Source organism: uncultured Merdimmobilis sp., from assembly GCF_902471145.1.
GTDB lineage: Bacteria > Bacillota > Clostridia > Oscillospirales > Ruminococcaceae > Merdimmobilis > Merdimmobilis hominis.
On the sequence record NZ_CABRJC010000013.1, the window covers coordinates 24100 to 42177 of the forward strand.

At 55.6% G+C, this 18078-nt stretch carries 10 protein-coding genes and 1 tRNA gene; 6 read left to right on the plus strand and 5 right to left on the minus strand.

Annotated features, from left to right (window positions below; genetic code table 11):
* Positions 1 to 12: 12 nt before the first annotated feature.
* Positions 13 to 8409, minus strand: coding sequence for a SpaA isopeptide-forming pilin-related protein (locus tag RDQ42_RS07285; protein ID WP_308588501.1), 8397 nt, complete (start codon positions 8407 to 8409; stop codon positions 13 to 15).
* 438 nt (positions 8410 to 8847) lie between these two features.
* Positions 8848 to 9207: a sporulation initiation factor Spo0A C-terminal domain-containing protein gene (locus RDQ42_RS07290; protein WP_054331439.1), complete on the minus strand. Its 360-nt coding sequence runs from the start codon at positions 9205 to 9207 to the stop codon at positions 8848 to 8850.
* Positions 9208 to 9562: 355 nt separating this feature from the next.
* On the opposite strand from RDQ42_RS07290, the gene RDQ42_RS07295 reads away from it, so the two are divergent.
* The 5 genes from RDQ42_RS07295 to RDQ42_RS07315 all read left to right on the plus strand — a co-directional run bounded on the left by RDQ42_RS07295 (position 9563) and on the right by RDQ42_RS07315 (position 13066).
* On the plus strand, positions 9563 to 10102 hold the full coding sequence (locus RDQ42_RS07295) for a nitroreductase family protein (protein ID WP_308588495.1): 540 nt from the start codon (positions 9563 to 9565) through the stop codon (positions 10100 to 10102).
* Between the two features lie 13 nt (positions 10103 to 10115).
* Complete coding sequence (locus tag RDQ42_RS07300) at positions 10116 to 10370, plus strand: helix-hairpin-helix domain-containing protein (RefSeq protein ID WP_231358029.1); 255 nt, start codon at positions 10116 to 10118, stop codon at positions 10368 to 10370.
* 28 nt (positions 10371 to 10398) lie between these two features.
* Positions 10399 to 10602 carry a YwbE family protein gene (locus RDQ42_RS07305; RefSeq protein ID WP_231358028.1) on the plus strand — a complete coding sequence of 68 codons (204 nt, stop codon included), beginning with the start codon at positions 10399 to 10401 and terminating at the stop codon, positions 10600 to 10602.
* A gap of 55 nt (positions 10603 to 10657) precedes the next feature.
* Positions 10658 to 11248: an MBL fold metallo-hydrolase gene (locus RDQ42_RS07310; protein ID WP_231358027.1), complete on the plus strand. Its 591-nt coding sequence runs from the start codon at positions 10658 to 10660 to the stop codon at positions 11246 to 11248.
* Positions 11249 to 11437: 189 nt separating this feature from the next.
* The gene (locus RDQ42_RS07315; RefSeq protein ID WP_231358026.1) at positions 11438 to 13066 is read left to right on the plus strand and encodes a carboxylesterase family protein; all 1629 of its coding nucleotides are present in this window, start codon (positions 11438 to 11440) and stop codon (positions 13064 to 13066) included.
* 90 nt (positions 13067 to 13156) lie between these two features.
* Here the strand turns inward: RDQ42_RS07315 and RDQ42_RS07320 are convergent, their stop codons facing one another.
* Positions 13157 to 15787: a translation factor GTPase family protein gene (locus RDQ42_RS07320; protein ID WP_231358025.1), complete on the minus strand. Its 2631-nt coding sequence runs from the start codon at positions 15785 to 15787 to the stop codon at positions 13157 to 13159.
* Positions 15788 to 16151: 364 nt separating this feature from the next.
* On the opposite strand from RDQ42_RS07320, the gene RDQ42_RS07325 reads away from it, so the two are divergent.
* On the plus strand, positions 16152 to 17252 hold the full coding sequence (locus RDQ42_RS07325; RefSeq protein WP_231358024.1) for a serine hydrolase: 1101 nt from the start codon (positions 16152 to 16154) through the stop codon (positions 17250 to 17252).
* A 243-nt stretch (positions 17253 to 17495) separates the two neighbouring features.
* Here the strand turns inward: RDQ42_RS07325 and RDQ42_RS07330 are convergent.
* Positions 17496 to 17572, minus strand: a tRNA-Met gene (locus RDQ42_RS07330).
* Positions 17573 to 17673: 101 nt separating this feature from the next.
* Positions 17674 to 17940 (minus strand): hypothetical protein, encoded by a 267-nt coding sequence (locus RDQ42_RS07335; protein ID WP_054331432.1) that lies wholly within the window; start codon positions 17938 to 17940, stop codon positions 17674 to 17676.
* Positions 17941 to 18078 lie beyond the last annotated feature (138 nt).

Genomic DNA, 18078 nt, shown 5'->3' on the forward strand with positions numbered 1-18078 from the left:
GGGTGGGAGAAGCTATTTCTCCGCATCCTCATCGTTCTTCTTGCGGCCCAGTGCCCAACCGGCCAGCATCATGCCTGCGCCAATCAGAGCGAGGGACTCCACTGGGAATCCGCCTGCATCCGGCAAGCCCGCCAGAGGAATCTGAGGATCTTCAATGGTGACATTGCCCAGCGGGACATCCTCGTCGTCGATGGTGACGTAGTCGTCATCATCATCGCCGCTGTCACCGCCGCCTCCGCCTCCGCTGCGTCTCTGGTTGCGGATGTTGAGAACGCCATCCTCCCAAGCAAAGTTGCTGTTGGAGTTGAGCATCTCGATGGTGAGGATTCCATTGTTGTATTTTACCTCAAAGGCGATGAGGTAATTGGGGGTGTAGTGGCCAGAGGGGACTCTGGTCTCCCGCAGGATATAGCGGCCTTCGCCCAGGCCGGAAATGGTCAGTCTGCCCTGTGCATCGGTGGTCTGTTCGCCTCTGATAATCGCGCCTACCACAGGATTTCCATTGCTGCTCTCCTCATACGCATACAGGGTGAACCCGGCATCGGCAAGAGAATTGCCATTGCTGCTGTATTTGTAGATGGGAAGGTCGATGGCTCTGGGTATTTTGTGGTTGGTCGCAGTAATTGCGAACACATTTTCAGCCGATGCATCGGAGGGAACGGTGAACTGATAAACGCCGTTGCCCTTATCCTCCAAGCCCTCGCCGGTGAAGTTTACAAAGCTGTAATCCGCGCCGGTGTTGGTCTCTTTGATGAAGTAGGTTCCACCCAGCTTCAGGCCGGGGATGTTGACCGCCTGGCCGTCTGCTCTCACAGTGATGGCACGGCCATCCTCTATAGCTTCCACAGATTCTGCCACCTTAAAGGTAAAGGAATCGGTGGAGTTGTAGGGGGTCTCGCCCGACTGGAGGGTCTTGGTCAGGGTGACTGCGCCTTCCTCTACAGCCTTCTGGTGGTTGGCAAAGGTGACGGTCAGCTGACCCTGCTGAGCTAAAGTGCTGTCAAGAACAAAGCTAAAGCTTCTATCTGTTGGATTTACAGTTCCTGTCTCACCACTAGCCGAATAGAAGTCATAGTAATCATGCTCTTTTTCGGTGATGGTGTAGGTGCCGTACTGCCACTGGAAGGTATCCGGCAGGGTGAAGCTGCCCTGTTTCCCTTCGCCGGCTGCACCTTCCAAGGTCAGTTCAATGCCGCCTTCGGCAATGCCAGGCCCCGTCAGGACAAAGTCAAAGCTGTCGTTTACCGCATTTTCGCTGTCCACCTTTTTGATCAGGTTCAGCGCAAAGCTGTCTTTGGCAACGCTATTTGCTTTATTGTGAACAACCATCACCACAGAGGGATTCGCAGTTGTCACAGTGTAGGTGTACTCGCCTGCTGCCAATTGGTAATTTCCGCCTTCGATCTCCTCGGTCACAGTGTAAACGCCGTTCTTCAAAGAGAAGTTCTCTTCCAGCACCTTGCTGTGAGATGCGGAGGAAATCAGCTCAGAAGCGCTCACTTCTCTTGTCTCTTTGAAAGTTTTGTCGCTGGATTCCACTGTGATCTTAAAGACATCGCCAGTGTCCAGGTCAAAGCCGTTGTCCAGGACCTTGGTCAGGGTGCTGGGGGTTCTTCCCGCGCCGGAGATGGGCTCATTGGTGAAGGTGATGTTCACGCCTTCTCTGATGCCGGTGACGGTGAACGCCGCACGGTTTTCCGTGGCTGCGGGCGCTGTATCAACCTGGGCCTTCTTGAACTGGTAGTTGCTGTTCCCGGCCAATCTCTCTACCACATAGTAATCACCCACGGGGAGAGTGGCTGGATTGGTGTCCCAAGCAATATCGCTCGAAGATTTCTCATTGCCGGATCCAGTAAAGCTTTGTGCCCCGATTGTACCAGTAGCAACCAATTGGTCTTCCCCTTCGGCTACTGCTTTGTACAATTCGAATGTCACTGCTTCTGCATCCAGACCATTAGTCTCAAACACTTTGGTCAGGCTGCTAATGCCGCTGCCGCTGGCATTGGAGTTGACTGCCACAACCTTGATCGGGCTGCCTACCTCCAGGGTAAACTCTGCGGTTTTGGCTTCATACTCCGTGCCGGCCACCATTGTGGCAGTCCCCGCGCTGTGGCTGATAGAATCCAGGATGTACCCATCCTGTGCCCGCTCTTTTACCACATAAGTCTTGCCAAATTCCAGACCGCCGACCATTTCGGAGCCGATTGTCCCGCTTGCATTTGCTTTTGCCTCAATTGTTACAGTTCTAACAACGTTGCCCGTTGCTTGATCGATGATATCGAATACAAACTGGGTATCCGCTTTCACCTTGGAACCAACCGCCATCTGTTTTTCGATGGTCACGCTGCCTTCCGGCAGGGGCTCATTCGCATAGGTGACTTCCAAGCTGCCAGCACCGGCATAGTGAAAGACCACTTCGCCGGTCTTCTTGCCGCCTGACTCTGTCAGGGTCGGGTTCATCCCCTCGCCGGACACTGTAACATCAGCAAAGATAAACTTCGAACCGGAATTGCTCTCGGTCAGTTTGTACTCACCGTAGGGCAGGCCTTTGAGCTCTTCTTCGCCCCAGGTGACGGTGCCGGTGGTGGCGTTGGCCGCCAGGGTCAGTTCCTTGACGGTTGTTGTGCCATCCGGCTTGGTCAGAGTGAATGCAAAGGTCTTATCGTCTGCGCCAACCGCATAACCGGGGATGGTCTTGCGGATGACCAGATCCATAGCGCCGGTCTTCACGGTATTGGTGGATACAAAGGCGATGCTGGTGGTATCCTTGTTCACACCGAAGGTGATGCTATTCACAGTGCTGCTTACAGTATCTGCACCGGTTGCGGTCATGCTCTGTGCGTTGAACTGGTCATCAGCACCCTCGGCCAGGGTGTAGGTGCCGACTGGGAGCTTCACAGGATCGCCATAAGCGGCTTTCACCTGCTCCAGGATATTGCTATTGCTGGTGCCATCTTTGTTAAAGGTGGCCGTGATCGCAATCGTTTTCTGATCCGGGGTGGTCAGGGTGTAGTTAAAGGTCTTGCCGCTCTCAGGGATCAGCCAAGCGCCCTCTGCGATCTCCTTCTTCAAAGAAATGGAGCTAACCTCTGCTACAGCCACTTTGTTGGTCGCGGTAAAGGTGATTGTGGGATTCTGGCTTAGGATGTCATCCGTCAGGGTAAATGCCACGCCGTTTGTGATGGACAACCCTGCAATATTGGATTTCATCCCGTCCAGAGTGTACTGGCTGTCGCTCTCCTCAGCAAGGGTATACACACCCGCAACCCAGCCGTTTGTGGGCTTTGTGAAGGTCACAGGGGCAGTGGAAAGATTGCCTTGCTGATCCTTGCTTACGGTCACTTTGGCTTCTTCCTCGTAGCCATTGGGGCCGGTCAAAGTAAAGGTAAACTCTTTGGAATCGCCATTTTTCAACAAGAAGGTGTCTTTCAGGTCTTTGGCGACCTGGATAGCAACGCCATAGGTGGCAGCGGTGTTGGTCACTACAACCTGGACTGCCGCCGTACCGGTGAGGGTGACAGGGTAGTATTTCTCATTGTTGTAGGTGACAGGCTCCACAGGCGCCCCACCAACGGTCATACCAACCAAAGTATAGCCTTTTACAGCTTCTTCTTTTACATAGTAGGTCTGATCCAAAGCCAGGCCAGATGCGGTTTGAACGGTTCCATCCGCATTTAAGAATATGGGAGTACCTGCTAAAACCATCTGATCGTTCCCTTGTTTAGTGTAAACACCAACTGGGAAAGTGCCAGTATAAGTCGGGTTCGCGGTTGTAACAGCTTTGGAAATGTTGATACTGCCCGCATTCTGCTTGGGACTGTTGGTGAAAGTTACCGTTGCGTCTTGGTCCGCAATGCCCAAAGTCGCAGTGGCGACCTTGTTGCTGATTGCAACGTTTTGACCGTCTCCTTCAGCCTTGCTCAGTTCGAACAAATTGCCAGAGCTGGCCTCTCTGATCTCCCAAGCACCGTATTCCAAGCCAGTGAGGCTGGAAACGGTACCGTCCGCAGTCGCCCACAGGACAGTGACGCCATTTTCCAGGTCTTCTTCTCTGCTAAATGTGGCGGTACCGGTGTGGGTTACACCACCCTTGGTGGCGGTGAAGGTAAACGCAGCATCCTTGGCAAACTCCCAAGAGGTGCCTTCTGTCAGCTTCTTCACAACGGTGATGGAGCCATCATTGACGTAGTTGTTTACCACTTTGCCATCATTGATCTTTGCGGTTCCGCCGTTGGTCACTTCTACAGAGTAGATTGTATCGCTTACCTGGTAATGATCCGGGGCAGAGATTTCTTTTACATAGTAGGTGCCGACCGGGATGTTGGCAAAGGAAACCTTGCCCTCAGCATCGGAAGTCGCAGTTGCAAAAGCTGTGGTAGCGCATGCCGGATCTGTATAGATACCAAATACAGCGCCTGCCAACTTGTTGTCCTCTTGGCCATACTTGGTAAACTCGATGTTTCCGCGGTTTGCTTTGTTGGTCAAGCGGATGGTAATTCCAGTAACGCTTGTAAATTTCTCGCGGGGGATTGTGAAGGAACCAGCAGATGTTTGCTTCTCACCACCCTGATAAGAAACCTCGATAGAGATCTCGCCGTCTAAGGTGTAGTTCGCCCCATTGGGGATTACTTCGGTGACGGTGTATTCCTTCCCTGCTTCTAGGGCAGGAGCGTCTCCACCGGTAAATTCGACCGTATATGGGTCGCTCACCGTGAAATCCTTCACCGTGGCAGCGCCATCGCTAATCCGAACGGTGTAGGATTTGCCGCCCAGATCAGTAGCATCCCCACTCTTGAAGCTCTTTTCCACTGTGGTGGTGATACCCTTCGCACCCAGGCTGTTCTTCACGGTCAGGGTGCCTTTCTCCATGGAGTATTCTGCCTTGTCGCTGTTTACGGTGAACACATCGTTCTCGCCGTTTTTAGCGATGCGGAACATGCTACCGGTATACTCCACGTCAAAAGTGGCAATTGTGCCGGAGATCGGTGCGTAGTTCTCCGGAGATTTCTTTTCCTCAATTGTAAAGGTCAGTTTTGTGCCCGCTGTGGGGTTGCCGCCGAACTCTTGAGCCAAAACATCTAGCTTCATATTGGCTGTACCATCTGCGCCAGTTGTCAGGGCAGCAACTTCTTTGCTCCCCCTCTTGATGACAAACTCGGCGCCGGACAGAGCTGCCTTGCTATCAGCATCGATTTTTACAATGTCGATATCCTGGTTGTTGATGACCACTTTGGTTTGAACAACCGGTTTGGGGAAGCTTTCGGTATACACGCCACGGCAGCGGAGTTCCGCTACCCCGTTGGAGAACCAACCTTTATCGTTCGCATGGGTACCGGTATCCGGATCTGCCAAATTGGTGTAGTCAGTGCTCCCATTGGTGACTTTCACCTGGTAGGTCAGCTTATGGACGTTTTCCATACCATCCAAAATTGCTTTGTCCCCATCTTTTGCATTGATGGTCCAGGTGAAGGTGTCGTTGCGATCGTTGAACACCACCTCGCCAGACACTTCTGTATCATTGACCCAAGTCTTTTGGGTTCCTTGGATCAACTCCACGTTGCCGCTCAGTTGGTCAGTGACCACGGGGATTTCGTAATTCTCAAAAATCATATTGAGAATGCCGGTGAAGGTGTTGGAAATATCTGTCTCTTTGGTCGCTTTGGTGTAAGAATCCTGATAGCGGTTCTCGCCCTGGGGATTCAGTACCGCTGTGCCGGGATCGTTGCTGATGCCGATGGTGTGAATCTGGACTTCAGGGTAATCCGCGTTGATCTTCTTAGCGGCGGCAATTGCCCTGTTAACACCGTCTGCCCCATCGCTTTCATCGCCGTCGGTCATAAACACCACATAGGTGGGATAGTTGTTACCCCGCTGCCCCAGCAGTTCGTAAGCTTTTTCAAATCCCTTAGCTGCATAGGTGCCATAACCGGTACCCGGGTTGCCCAAGGTGATCCACTCTTCTCCGACATTGGAGGTCCAATTGGAAATGACTCCGCCTTTCTCATCCTGGAAGTACACGGCCGCAACCTGGCTGTTTCTATTCGATTTAATTAGGTTTTCCGCCATAGTGTTGATGGAGCGGCGGGTGATATTCCAGCGGGAGTTATCTCCGCCATTACCATATCCATTGCCGCTCACTGTATCCCGCATAGAGCTGGATCGGTCAATGACAAAAATGACATTGACAGGTGTCTCCATCTCGGTGACTTTGCCCTTGCCTGCCACGGTCAACTCCATATCATAAATGATGTCGTTGCCGGTGCTGAGCGCATCGTTGCGAATTGCCTTTTTGGTCAATTCCAACGCAGAGCCGGTTGCGCCGCCAGTGCCGGTTTTGGCGTTTACAAAGATGATTGCGCCATTGTCCCCTTTCTTGGATTCAAAGGAGGCCGGGCCCAAATCCAACAGCGTTGAACCGTGGAGCAACCGGATCAGTTTACACCCTGCGCTGCCGGTCTGCTCAATCACCACATTTTTACCAGCACCAATGCCAGTGATGGTGTAGGTGTAGTCTCCATTGTCGTTGTCCTGGGGGATTGTGACATAGCCATTCTCAGCGGTCACAGTATTCCCATTTTTGCTTGTCAAAGTGCCGTTATAGGGCACACCGTCCACCGTAATTCTATAGGTGAACTCCAAGCCGGACTGGCCAATGGCCAAAGCGCGAAGCTGCACCGAATTAACGGATTTCTTGTTTTGCACGGTGACAAAGGGCCTTCTAGTAGACTCTTTGGAATAATCCGTGACATAGTCAGTATTTACCCCGGGACGCCGTGAAACGGTTAGCTGAGTAGCATCCTCTTCCTTTTCAAACTGGATCAACCGGGTCTTGGGATCAGCAGCCTCATACTCATCCAAACCGCCGGTCTCATAGAGCTCAATGGTCAAGGCATAGTCTTTGCCGTTGATGGTCTTTGTATCTCTACTATCGGTATCTTTTACCTGAAAAGAACCGGTGTAGTTCAGCACCGCTTCCCCGTTTTCATCGGTGGTGACGGGAATCTCAGCGCTGCCATCGGTATAATAAGTACCGAAGAATTGATGCTTAAAAACGTCTTCCGCAGTGACCTTTGCGGTAAAGGTGACACCGGGGATGGGGTTGCCCTCTCCATCCACCTTTTTGATCAGGAGCTGGCCTTCGCCTTGGGTCACCGACAGAGGTTGCACCACAAAGCTAGTCTTCTGGAAGGAGAAAGGGGCGACGGTCATTGTCACCTTCTTGACAGAACCCAGGTCTTTGCTCTCCACCTTTTCCGCAGAAGCAGTGAAAGTGGGTTCTTCCTCTTCATCCTCGATGGCAGGCTTATCATCGTCTTTTTTGTCATCCTCGGTGGGGTCGGTGATGTCTTGGTCATCCTCACCGTCTTCGCTATTGTCAGAGGGGTCGGTGACGTCTTGGTCATCCCCACCGTCTTCGCCATTGTCAGAGGGGTCGGTGACGTCTTTGTCATCCTCGCCGTCTTCGCCATTGTCAGAGGGATCGGTGATATCTTCGCCTTCATTGGAGCCAAATTCGTTTTCTACCAATGCTGAAAGGACAATGCGGCCGTCGATGGACGCAACCAACACACCCTCAGAATCATTGTCCGAGGTATCGTTGCCGGTGGAGTCTTCCTCGAAACCGTCAGAATCACCCTCGCCGGGAGTTTCAGAAGGAACTTCTGTGGGCTCTTCGGCCTCATCAGACCCATCGGTGGAAGGATCGGAAGGAGTTTCCTCAGGGATCTCTTCCGGCTCGGTGGGTTCGCTCCCTTCGGGATCTACAGGCTGGGTGGGAATGGAACTGTCGGGGTCCACGGGAGTGACTGGCTCACTGGGAGTCTCATCGGGGGTTACCGGCTCGCTGGGGGTTTCCCCAGGGACGGAAGGCTCACTGGGGCTGACCTCCGGCTCGCTGCTGGAACTGCCGCTGGGGCCAACAGGTTTGCCCTCTGGTTTCTCCGGCTTTTTTTCGGACTCAACCTCTTTGGATTCCAGCGCATAGGTATCCCTGATGGTCTCCTGGGTTTCTTCACCCAACAACCGCACTTCTATCTTTTCTTCACTTAGCCCGGTGTTGATGGTGTAGACTTCGACGCCAACAATCTCCGGTTTTGCGTCTTCTGCCTCAGCATCGGACAGGGCCAAGCGGACAGCAACTAAAATCCGAATGTTTCCGTTGCCGTCCAGCTCCCGGTTTTCCACCACTTCCAGCCAATTGCCGTCCTGTTCGGACAGCTGCTCCCGCAGTGCATCTGCCAGGGCTTGGTTCAATGCTTCTGTCTCTTCTTCTGTATCCGCTGTAAAGCTGGGCAGATTTTCCAGCACTTCGTCGACGGTTAAGACTTCACCGTCAGCATAAGCTTTACGCACAGCAGCACCGTCGATCTCCACAACGGTGGAGGCCGCTTCCGCTGCAAACACATTCACGCCCAAGTTTACAACACTGCCTGAAAGCATCAGAAGTGTCAAGAAGAATGCAATACATCGTTTTGTCGTTATAGAAAGCGATTTTCTCCTCATGAAATAACCACCTCTCTACATTCGCCCGAATGCGATATAATACTGTTGTTTAAGCGAACAGGACTCGCTTTTACACCATTGTATGGATTCATCATACCGGCATGTAGTCACAGCATGGTTACATTATTACAAATCCTTGAAATTTTTATGTCAGATCTTTCCAATTCCACAGATGAGGATAAGGCCCCCCTTAAGAATAGGTGCAGCGCTTGCTACCCTCCATAGGGATTGGGGTAAAACCGCCCTTTCCTCCAAACCATTGGGGGAGGGGGCTTTGATTGGGCAATTTTTTACCCCCGGCGGCTCAAAAAGCCTCCGGGGGCAGCTGGGATGGGACTCCCCGAACTAGACCTTCACCAGTTCGGCAGGCTGCTCCTTCTCCTTTTTCTGGACGTACCTGTACAGGTAGTAGAGCATGTCCTTGGGATAAGGCTTGTACTCCGGTTTTTCCTCTAAGATCTCTTTGAGAATTTTGGGGTTGCCGTTGTACCACATGTCATCTACCACTCTAGCTACCGATCGCACGAGAACGTCCCGGCTGACATCCAAATCCCGCGCAGCTTGGCTGTAGATCTTGGACATCAGTTGGCCGGAAGGGAAGACGTCCTGCTGCAAAATAAGATCCATCACATGCAGGAACCTTTGATAGCTGATGTTTGCCACATGTCCCCCAAGCCGGAGCAAGGTCTGTTCTACAAGATTCATTGAAAAAACCTCCTTATTTACTTTATTTTTTAAGGGTACTAGAAATTGACGGCTTTGGAGAGATAAGGACAAAACTACACAAAGCTTGACCAAAAGAAAAGAACATTTGCAGTAAGATACCAGAAAAACCAAGCAGTTATGCCAAAGTGGAACCACTCCCCTTTTTTTCAAGGAATTGGGGGAAACCCTCCTGCCCCACGGCGGCCCCGGTATTTTTCCAATTTAAAAGAGATTTGTGATATACTATGTAGGTAGAGTATACTGAGCCATCGGAGAAAAAGCACACCTATTCTATTATACAAGGGGCAATTTTGAATTGAATCTATACTGTCATTCGACAAAAAAGGAGGATATTATGGACTATTTTAGCCTGATCTCCCAGCGGGAGAGTTGCCGGAACTACGATCCCAACCGCCCGGTCTCCCACCAACAATTGACCCGCTGCCTGGAGGCGGCCCGCATCGCCCCCTCCGCCTGCAACAGCCAGCCCTGGAGTTTCGTGGTGGTCAACCGGCCGGAGCTCTCGGCCCAAGTAGCCGAGTGCCTTCAGGGACTGGGGATGAACAAATTCAGCGAAAACTGCCCCGCCTTTATCGTGGTGGTGGAGGAAAAAGCCACCCTCTCGGCCCGGCTGGGCGGCATGGTCAAAAGCCAGGAATACGCCTCCATCGATATCGGTATCGCCACTGCCCACCTAGTGCTGGCCGCCACCGAGCAGGGACTTTCCACCTGCATCATGGGCTGGTTCCATGAGGGCAAGTTAAAGAACCTTCTCCCCATCCCCAAGGAGAAGCGCATCCGGTTGGTGATCGGCGTCGGGTGCGCCGCAAAGGAGGGGCTGCGGCCCAAGAAACGCAAATCCCTCCCGGAGATCGCCACCTTTTTGGAGTCGTAAGGGGGAATTTCCCATGAAAACGGAACTGCGGACCATCCCCTATGTGGGCGAGGCCACCGAAGCCTCCCTCCTCTCCCTGGGCTACACGACCATCGCCTCCCTCAAGGGGGCGGACCCTCAAGAGCTCTACGACCGGGAGTGCCTGCTGACCGGCGTCAAAATCGACCGGTGCCAGCTGTACCTCTATCGGATGATTGTCTACTACGCAAACACCCCCGAGCCGGACCCGGAAAAGCTAAAATGGTGGGTCTGGAAAGATTTGAACTAGAGATTTAACCAGGAAGGAGGCCCTCCCCATGGACGGCAAAATAAGAAATAACATCTCCATCGGCGCGCTGGTGGACATTGTTTTAAAAAATGACCAGCCCACCGGCAAATTGACCCGGGGCCATGTCAAACGCATCCTCACAAACAGCCCCACCCACCCCCATGGCATTAAAGTGATGCTCCGGGAAGGGGACCAGGTGGGCCGGGTGCAGGCCATTTTGGAAGAGGACTAAATGGGACCCCATCCCAAGACGCAAAAACCATTGACGGATAAAGGAGGAACGCCTCATGGCCAAACTGCTGTACCAAGGACACGGAAGCTACCGCATCACCACTGGTGAGGGCAAGGTGATCTATGTGGACCCCTTTGCCGGGGAAGGGTATGATCTGCCCGCTGACGGCGTGCTCATCACCCACGGCCACTACGACCACAACAAGTTGGATCTGGTCACCCAAAAGCCCGGCTGCCAGGTAATCACCCATCAGGAGGCCCTGGAAGGGGGCAGATACCGCACCTTCCCCCTCTGTGGGACGGAGGTGGAAGCAGTACCCGCCTACAACAAAAACCACAAAAAAGAGGAGTGCGTTGGATACATCCTCCGCGTGGATGGGGTGACCATCTACGCCGCCGGGGACACCTCCACTACCGACGCCATGGCCGGGTTTGCCGCCCGCCACCTGGACTATGCCCTCCTGTGTATGGACGGCGTCTACAACATGGACCGGGAGGAGGCCCAGAAATGCGCCCGGCTCATCGGGGCCAAGCACAACATCCCCATCCACATGAAGCCCGGCGGGCTGTTTGACGAGGAGATGGCCAACGCTTTCGATGCTCCCGGCAAACTGGTTGTCCGCCCCGGCGAGGAAATCCAGCTCTAACAAAAAATCTCCCTGTTCCTTTTGGGAAGGGGAGATTTTCCTTTTTCTGGGGGATCGCTCCCCTGGCTGCCGCCGGAAAAACCTGTCCGGGATTGTACAAAATTCCTAATTTTTTTGTAACAGTTTGAAAGCTTATGGGGAATGTGCTATTCTTGGGAGGACATCAATACGCAAGAAAAGAGGAAGCCTATGGAACATCCATCCAATCCCCTGCTCCGCCAGGTGGCCTCTGGCTGGCTGGAGGGCATCCGTTCCCCAGAGCACAGCGTCCTTTGCTGGCTGGGTATCCCCTACGCCGCCCCACCGGTAGGCCCGCTGCGCTGGCGCGCCCCCCAAGACCCGATCCCCTGGGAGGGCATTCGCCCAGCCAAACAATTCGGCCCCGTTTCGGTGCAGAAGCAGGGAACCGCCGTCGTCGGCAGCGAGGACTGCCTCTACCTCAACGTCTTCCGTCCCGACACCCAGGAGACCCTTCCGGTGTTCTTCTTCATCCATGGGGGCAACAACCAGACCGATTCCGGCCAGTTGATGGACGGTCCGCTGATGGCCGACGCCCTGCACGCCGTGGTGGTCACCATCAACCTGCGGCTGGGCGCCCTGGGCTGGCTGAACATCAAGGCCATCCGCACCGGCGACCCCTTGGAAGATTCCGGCAACTTCGGCCTGCTGGATATCAAAAAAAGCCTCTCCTGGGTCCATGAAAACATCCAATCCTTTGGCGGCGACGCCGGCAACCTGACCGTCTGCGGTTACTCCTCCGGCTCCCGGGACCTATTGTGCATGCTGATCTCCCCCCTGTTCCGGGGCAGCTTTTCCCGGGCGGTCACCTTCAGCGGCGGCTTTACCACCACCGACCCGGAAAAAGGGGCTTCCATCGCCACCAAGGCCCTGGCCCGGCTTGTGGTGGAGGACGGCAAGGCCCCCGACCTGCCATCGGCTGCCGCCTGGCTGGATTCCGCCTCCCCTGAAGTGCGGGATTACCTGATGGGGGTGGACGCCCTGCGCTTCGGCCCTTTGATGGCCGGGGCCGCCATCCGCATGGCGGTGTTCCCCCACCTCTTCGCCGATGGGGCCACCATCCCCAAGGAGGGGTTCCAGGTGCTTGCCCGGGGGGAATCCTATCAGGTGCCGATGATGGTCCTCAGCGGCGGCCATGAATTCACCGCCAACGCCAACAGCGACCCAGCCTTCCAGGGCGCGGACTTCACCGACCCCCAGGTGGTGGAGGAATACCGGTTTGTCACCCGCTACGGCAGCGCCCTGTTTGGGTACATCAATGGGGAGCAGAATGCCAAAGCCTTCTCCGCCCAGCTGGGACAGCCCCCCGTTTACGCAGGCCGGTGCCTGTGGGGGATGAACCCGGAGGTCACTGGGGAACTGGGCTCCATGCGGATGGGCGGGGCCCACGGCCTGGATCTCTTCCTCACCATGGGGATTGAGCGGCCCTCCTACGCGGTGACGCCGGAGGTGTTCACCTCCCGGAACCGTCCAGGCAGGGAGGCCCTAGCCCAGGTGTACCGGCAGTATCTCTCCAACTTTGTCCACACCGGAGACCCCAACGGGGCAGGGCTCCCCCAGTGGGAGCCCTGGGATAACCGGGAGGGCGGACCTAAGCTGCTCCTTTTGGATGCAGACAACACCGCCCCGGTGGTGAGGATGACTGCCGATTGGGTGGAAGAGGAAAAAATCTTCCAGGAGATTCTCGCCGACTGCACCCTCCCTGAGGACCGCAAAACCTTTTTGATGGAGCATGTCCTCAACGGGCGGTTCTTCAGCGACAACCTGGACCCCTTCTGGGTGAAAGCAAAGCAGGGATAACCATCCCTCAGGATTTCCACCCAAATACAATCTAAGGGGGAGCGCAGCCAAATTGGCTGCGCTCCCCCTTTCTCTTTTCCCCAACCGGGGTTATTTTTTTGTGTTGGCGCCGCCCATCGCCCGGTCCAGGGCGTCCTTGACCGCCAGGTTTTTCCCGCTGCGGGCAGCTTTGGTCAGGATGGTGGAAATCTGCTCCCCAACCTGTTCCACCTCCGCCCGGAACAGGTCGGCTGACACCCGGATGGCCCCATGGCCCAGTATGATCAGCTGTTCCAAGTTGTCCGAGGTGGCAACCCGCACCTTGTGGCGCTTGCCGATCTCATAGGTGGCTTTTTCGATGTAGGCGTCGGCGGTTTCCGCCTCCTTGGTGTAGACCACATAGATGTTGTGGAACCGGCTCACCTCCCCGGGGTTTCCGGGGACTTTGTAGGCGTCGAACACCAGGATGACCTCGCACTGCCGGTACCCCTGGTAGTTGCTCAGCAGGTTCATCAGCAGCTGGCGGGCGGTATCCAGGTTGTCCTGGGCGACTTTTTTCAGTTCTTCCCAGGCGAAGATGATGTTGTACCCGTCCACCAGGAGGTACTCCCGCCCCCCTTCTTGAGGTGCCGTCTCCCGCCGGTCCCAAGGGTTTTGTCCCCGCTCCCCCCGGGGGAGGATGTCCTTTCGCTTGATGGGGCCATAGGTGCGCTCATAGATGGCCTGGAGTTCCTTGTCCAGCTCAAAGATGGTGGCGGCAGGTGCAGATGGAGCGGACGGGACGGGCTGGGAAACCGGTTCCGGATCCTGAGACACGGAAAACCCGGTGTGGACATGCATGTGTTCCCGAACCTGGTCCCACTTGACCACAAAGCCCGCCCCATGGCTGCAAAACACCGAATCCGGCGGGTTGTCCAGATCCCGCTCCGGGTCGTATCCGACAGCCTCTATGACCTCCTGCTGGTTGTGGCAGGGCAGGTACCCTGCCGGGACGCAGGTCAGCTTCCCCCGGCCCCGCGTGTAGGAGGCGACCTCCATGGCGTAGCCCTGAAAGCCCGCCACCGGCGCGATACCGGTCAGAAGGGCGGCCTCCCCCAGGGTCTCCGGCGGGTCCGCCTCCCCGGCCATCCGCTGGATGTCTGACATGGCCCGGCCCAGGGATTCGGCGGGGATCTCCAGCCGGAACCGGTACCAAGGCTCCAAGAGGACGCTTTCGGTGCTCATCAGCCCCTGGCGCACCGCCCGGTAGGTGGCCTGGCGGAAATCCCCGCCCTCGGTGTGCTTTTCGTGGCCCCGTCCGGCGATCAGGGTGATTTTCATATCGGTGATGGGGGAGCCAGTGAGCACCCCCAGGTGGGTTTTCTCCTCCAAATGGGTTAAAACCAGCCTCTGCCAGCCGCGGTCCAGCACATCTTCGCTGCACACAGAGGCAAACTGGAGGCCGCTGCCCCGCTCCCCCGGCTCCAAAAGCAGGTGGACTTCGGCGTAATGGCGCAGGGGTTCAAAGTGGCCCACCCCTTCCACCGGGCGGGCGATGGTCTCCCGGTAGACGATGTTCCCAGGGCCGAAGGAGACAGGAAGGCCAAACCGCTCCCCGATCAAACGCTGGAGCACCTCCATCTGGACCTCCCCCATCAGCTGGAGGTGGATCTCCCCTAGGGCCTCGTTCCAGGAAAGGCGCAGCTGGGGCTCCTCCTCCTCCAGCTGAGAGAGCTTTTGCAGGGCTGTGTGGGGGTCCATCCCCTCGGGGAGCAGCAACTGGTAGGTGAGCACCGGCTCCAGAAGCGGGGCTTTCCCCCCTTCCTCCCAGCCCAGCCCTTCACCAGGATAGGTCTTGCTAAGGCCGGTCACCGCGCAGACTGTCCCCGCCGGGGCCTCCTCCACCATCTGGTATTTGGCGCCGGAGTAGAGGCGAACCTGATCCACCTTCTCCTCCCAGCCTTCCCCGCCGGTGAGCAGGGCTTTCACCTTTAGGCTCCCCCCGGTGACCTTCATGTGGGTGAGGCGGTTCCCCTGGGCGTCCCGGGAAATTTTATAGACCCGCGCTCCAAACTCGGTGGGGTAGGCCGGGGACTGGGTGTATTCCTCCAGCCCGGCGAGGAATTCATCCACCCCCTCCAGCTTGAGGGCAGAGCCAAAGTAACAGGGGAACAGCCTGCGCCGCGCGAGCAGGGAGCGGATGGCCTCTTTCCCCACCTGGCCCTCTTCCAGATATTGGGCGAGGGCATCCTCATCGCAGAGGGCGACAGCCTCCCACAAGGCGTCCCCTTCCAGGCCGAAGTCCACGCACCCCTCCCCCAAGCGCCGTTTCAGCTGGGAAAGAAGGGCCTCCCGGTCAGTCCCCGCCAGGTCCATTTTATTGACAAACAAAAAAGTGGGCACCTGGTAGCGTGCCAGCAGGTCCCACAAGGTCTGGGTGTGTCCCTGTACCCCGTCGGAACCGCTGATGACCAAAATAGCATAGTCCAATACCTGGAGGGTGCGCTCCATCTCGGTGGAAAAATCCACATGCCCCGGAGTGTCCAGCAGGGTGATCTCCGCCGTTTGCAGCGGCAGTACCGCCTGCTTGGAAAAGATGGTGATCCCCCGCTCCCGCTCCAGGGCATCGGTGTCCAAAAATGCGTTTTTATGATCCACCCGGCCCAATTTTTTCAGCGCCCCACTGCGGTAGAGGAGCCCCTCCGACAAGGTGGTTTTCCCCGCGTCCACATGGGCCAGGATGCCAACGGCCAATCTCTTCATAACCTTCGTTCACCTAACCGGCCCGGGTCTACCCGGGCCCTTTTCTTCGATCTTTCCCCATCTTTGGGATCTGTAAACAGCGCCGCGCCGGCCCTGTTCCACCAGGGGCCGCCTTGCCGCAAGGCGCTTCGCCTGAAAGGGATTTCTTCCCCAATAACCGCTCTGCGGTTATTGTAGCACAAATCCGCCCATCCCACAACGGGAGGCGCCGGGCAGCTCTCCCCTGCCCGCGGGAATATAAGGCGGCAATCTCAAGAGCGGTCAGGAATTTGGCTGGGGTTCACAAAAAATTCACTTGCCTTAGAGCTGGCTCCAATCTGTAAAATAACCATATTAAAGCTAAGAAAAAGGGGTTGCGATGACGATGAAAAAATGGCTGTGTGTTTTGTGCGCGTTGCTTTTCCTGCTGGCAGGCTGTTCCCAGCCGCAGGGTGGAGAGGGGGACTCCCATGGCGGAGACTCTTCTTCCCAGGAGGAATCTTCGCCGGAAGAGAACGGCCGCTGGGAATTTGACCTGCCGGAAAACCACGATATGGACCCGCAGCGGCTCCAACTGCTTCACGAGGCGCTGGCGGACTCGTCGGTCTATGCTATGGTCACAGCCAAAGATGGGGTCATTGTGGATGAATTTTATCAAACGGGTTATGATGAAACCAGCGTTTTCCCGCTGCACTCCTGTTCCAAATCCTTTACTGGGGCCCTTGTGGGCATAGCAATCCAAGAGGGGCTCTTGGGCGGGGTGGACGACCTGCTGTCCGAATACCTGCCCCAGGTGCGGGAGCTAGGGGACCAAGGCAAGGGGCAGATCACCCTGCGCCATCTGCTGACCCATACCTCCGGGCTGGAGTGGTACGAGTGGGGCGAAGGCGCCAGCAATTGGATAGAATTCCAGTCTTCCCCCAACTGGGTGGAATATATTTTAGAACGGAATTTGGTTGCCCAACCCGGCAAGCAGTTCAACTACAGCACCGGCAACACCCACCTGTTGGCGGCTGTCCTCCAACAGGCCACTGGAATGAATATGCTGGACTACGCCAAACAGGTGCTCTTTGATCCTCTGGGCATAGAGAGCGTCCAGTGGGGGACCGATCCTCAGGGTATTGTGGACGGAGGCAATGGGATCTCCATGACCGCCCGGGATGCCGCCCGATTTGGACAGCTATATCTGGAAGGCGGCCTTTGGAACGGGGAGCAGATCATCCCCCAGTGGTGGCTGGAAGAGTCCACTACCGCCCAAAACAACGGCGCCGGGGACGGGACCGGCTCCTACGGCTACCAGTGGTGGATCCGCTCCTTCGGCGAGGGAAGGTATGACACCTACTACGCCTTTGGCGCGTGGGGACAATATATTTTTGTGGTGCCAGAACTGGATCTGGTGACGGTAATCGCCAGCCATTACCCAGAAAACAGCTACGCCCCCCGCCCCTATTTCACCGATTATATCTTGGCGGCTTGCCGGGGCTAGGTGGAAAATGCAGCATCTCCTCTCTTGGGAGAGGCTTCACAAGGGGTTTATCCTTTCTCAATAAAACAGTCTGCCGGAATTATCCAGCAGGCTGTTTCTCACTATATGTTTCAGCTGAGCCTGTTCAGCCTGGTGGTGTGAAAAATGACGGCCCCCGACGGCTACATTGAGCATCCATATTGTCTGTGACTTGGAAATCCGGGCACAAAAAAGTGTGTGCATCGAAACCGATGCACACACTGCTGGTTGCGGAGGCAGGATTTGAACCTACGACCTTCGGGTTATGAGCCCGACGAGCTACCGAACTGCTCCACTCCGCGATATTGTATTAAGCACTCTCTTTGGGTGCCTATATAGAATACCACAGCGAGCAGAGATTGTCAAGAAGTTTTTTCAGATGCTATCGAACTTTTTCTTGAGACTATTCTTCTATGTTGGCTACCGGCTCCTCATCCCCAGAAGCAGGCTCCTCAGCGGGCACTTCCGCTTGGGCTTCCTCTTCTTCACAGCTGGGCTCCACCTGGGTGGAATAGTAGTCCAGGTCATCAGGCTCTGCGCCCAGCAGGTCGTCGCCGTACTCGTCACAAAGGGCATCGTTTTTCCGTTTAAAGTAGGCGGCAAGGGCCACTACAACGCCCACCAGGGCGACCAAAAGCGCAATAATGGATATGAGATAACCTTTTTTCATGGTATTTCCTCCCGTCTATGCCGGGCGGACGGCCACGGCAGATGATGAATACTGTTTTTAGTATAATACCCTTTTTTTGAAAGTACAATACACCTTTGTGAAAGATTGACCGCTAATTTGTGAACAAATGGAGAGATT